This is a genomic window from Micromonospora sp. NPDC049580 (assembly GCF_040675595.1).
Lineage (GTDB): Bacteria > Actinomycetota > Actinomycetes > Mycobacteriales > Micromonosporaceae > Micromonospora.
Genome location: NZ_JBFAPG010000613.1, coordinates 1 through 3,199 on the forward strand (window position 1 = coordinate 1; position 3,199 = coordinate 3,199).

Here is a 3,199-nt window from a genome sequence, read left to right on the forward strand (position 1 = left end):
GGCCGGGCGAACCGGACGTTGTCCCCCACCGTCGCGTCGAAGAGGAACCCGTCCTGCGGCACCATCACCACCCGGGAGCGCAGCGAGTCGAACCGCACCTGCGCCAGCGGCACCCCGGACAGCAGCACCGCTCCCGCCGACGGGTCCATCAGGCGGGTGAGCAGCTTCGCGAAGGTCGTCTTGCCGCTGCCCGTCTCGCCGACCACCGCGACCCGGCTCTTCGCCGGGATCTCCAGGTCGATGTCGTGCAGCACCGGCGGGCCACCCGGATAGGCGAACCGCACCCCGGCGAACCGGATGTCCAACGGACCAGCCGGCAGGTCCCGTCCCTGCTCCCCCGGGTCCGCCACATCCGGGGCCACGTCGAGTACGTCCAGCACCCGCCGCCAGCCCGCGATCGCGTTCTGCGCCTCGTTGAGCACCTCGGTGGCGATCTGCACCGGCTGGATGAACAGCGTCACCAGGAAGAGGAAGGCGGTCAGCTGGCCGATCGACAGCGTGCCGTCCACCCCCAACGTCACCCCGAGCACCACCACGCCCGCCAGCGCCAACCCGGCCGCGAGCTCGCCGACCGAACTGCCCACGATGCTGATCCGGATCGCCCGCTGCTGCGCCAGGCGCTGATTGTCGATGGCGTCGTCCAACCGCCGGGCCGTGCGCCCCGCGATGCCGTACGCCCGGATCACCGGCGCGCCCACGACGCTCTCGCCGACCGCGCCCAGCAGCGTGCCGGTGCGCTGACGCACCGTCGCGTACGCCGCGCCGAGGCGACGCTGCAACTGTCGGATGACGAGCACCGCCGGCAGGAACGCCACCAGCACCACCAGGGTCAGCTGCCAGGAGTACGCCAGCATGACGGCCGTCGTCACCACCAGCTGACCCAGGTTGACCAGCAGGATCACCCCACCCCACTGGAGGAACTGGGTGATCTGGTCGACGTCGCTGGTCACCCGCGAGACCAGCGACCCACGCCGCTCCGACTGCTGGTGCAACATCGACAGGTCGTGCACGTGCCGGAACGCCCGCGTCCGCACATTCGCCAACGCCGTCTCGCTGACCGTGAACAGCCGGCGCATCATCAGATAGCCGCAGGCCGTGGTGACCACGAGGATCGCCGCGGTGACCGCCACCACCGACCAGACCACGTCGAGGTTCAGACCGCCGACGATGCCGCGGTCGATGCCCTGCTGCACCGCGACCGGAACGGCCACCCGGCCCACCATGTAGACCAGGGCCAGGCCCAGCGTGGCGGCCAGGCCGGTCCGCAGCTCCGGGGAGAGCGCCAACCCCCGCCGCAGGGTCTGCCAGGTCGTCTCCGTCCGCGCGTCCCGCTCGTCATTCGTCACCGTCGTACTCACCGGTCTTGCCTTTCGTTCGCGACTGCGGGGCTCCGCTGCGCTGCACTCCTCGCGCTCACCGGTCCACCTCGATCTCCAGGCCCGACGGCAGCTGCGCCACCTCGTCGTCGTACGCGCGCTCCTGCGCGCGGTCGACCTCCGCCTGCTCGTACGCGGTGACCAGGTCCACGTACCCTCCGACGGTGGCCAGCAGCTCGGTGTGCGTGCCCCGGGCGACCACCCGGCCCTGCTCCACGTAGACGACCTCGTCGGCGAGGGCGATGGTCGCCCGGCGGTACGCCACCACCAGGATCGACGCGGCCGGCACTCCCGGCTCGCCCGCCGACGCCCGCAGACCGGCGAGGATGGCCGCCTCCACACGGGGATCCACGGCGCTCGTCGCGTCGTCGAGCACCAGCAGGCGTGGCCGACCGGCCAGCGCGCGGGCCAGCGTGAGCCGCTGCCGCTGGCCGCCGGAGAGCGAGGTGCCCCGCTCGCCGACCATCGTGTCCAGGCCCTCCGGCAGCGCGGCGACGAACCCGTCCGCCTCGGCCAGGCGCAGCGCCGCCCAGACGTCCTCGTCGTCAATGCCCGCCCGGTCCAGGGCGACGTTGGCCCGCACGGTGTCGTCGAAGACGAACGGCACCTGCGCGACCAGCGCGACCGTGCCGGCCAGCGACGCGGCGGTCAGGTCGCGCACATTCACGCCGTCCAGCTCGACGACGCCGGAGTCCGGGTCGACCAGGCGTACGGCCAGCGAGGCGATGGTGGACTTGCCGGCGCCGGTCGGCCCGACCAGCGCGACCGTGCGGCCGGCCGGCACGGTGAAGCCGACCTCGCCGAGCACCTGCGCGCCGGGCTGGTGCGCCTCGGCCGGCGGGTAGGAGAAGTGCACGTCGGTGAACGTGAGCGTGGCCGGCCCCGGGGTGGCCGGGTCGAGCACGTGCTGCCCGTACGGCATCTCGCCGGTGGCGTCGAGCACCCGGCGCACCCGGTCCCAGCCGGCGACGCTGCGCGGCAGCTCGGCCAGCACCCAGCCGATGGCCCGCACCGGGAAGGCCAGCACGGTGAAGAGGAACGCGACGCTGACCAGCTCGGTGACGCTGATCGCGCCCTCGCGCAGGCGGAACGCCCCGACCACCAGCACCGCGAGGGTGCCGAGGCTGGGCAGCGTCTCCAGCAGCGGGTCGAAGACGCCCCGCAGCCGGCCGACCGCGATCAACGCGTCGCGCAGTTCGCCGGCGCGACCGGCGAACCGGGCCGTCTCCTGCGCCTCGCGGCCCATCGTCTTGACCACCAACGCGCCGTCGAAGCTCTCGTGCGCGATGCCACTGACCTCGGCGCGCAACCGCTGCGCCCGGGCCTGCCGGGGCGCCATCCGGCGCGAGTAGACCACGTTGAGCGCGAACAGCGCGGGAAAGACCGCGAGGCCGACCAGGGCGAGGGCCCAGTCGGTGGCGAACAGCGAGACGATCGCGCCGACCAGCATCACCAGCGTGCCCACCGCGAAGGGCAGCGGAGCGATCGGATACCAGGCCGCCTCCACGTCGGAGTTGGCGTTGGAGAGCAGCGTGCCGGTGGCGTTGCGGTGGTGCCACGACAGCGGCAGGTCCAGGTAGCGGCGGGTGACCCGGCGGCGGTAGGCGGCCTGGAGCCGGTACTGCATGTAGCCCGCGCCGAGCCGGCGGCCGAAGATGCCCACCACCCGCAGCACGCTGATCCCGAACAGGGCGACCGCCGCCAGCGCCAGGGTGCCGACGCCCACCTCGCCCCGCGCGATGGCCGGCACCACCACATCACCGACCACCGCGCCCACCACGTACGCGCTGACGATGACCATCGAGCCGAACAGCACACTGCCG

Annotated in this window: 2 protein-coding genes; both read right to left on the reverse strand. The window is 73.1% G+C overall.

Annotated features, from left to right (window positions below; genetic code table 11):
* Positions 1-1,346 (reverse strand): ABC transporter ATP-binding protein (locus AB0J68_RS29920; RefSeq protein ID WP_363941955.1); only part of this gene is annotated, 1,346 nt, incomplete at its 3' end.
* A gap of 67 nt (positions 1,347-1,413) precedes the next feature.
* Entirely contained in the window at positions 1,414-3,192 is a 1,779-nt protein-coding gene (locus AB0J68_RS29925) for an ABC transporter ATP-binding protein (RefSeq protein ID WP_363941958.1), read from the reverse strand.
* Between the last annotated feature and the right edge of the window lie 7 nt (positions 3,193-3,199).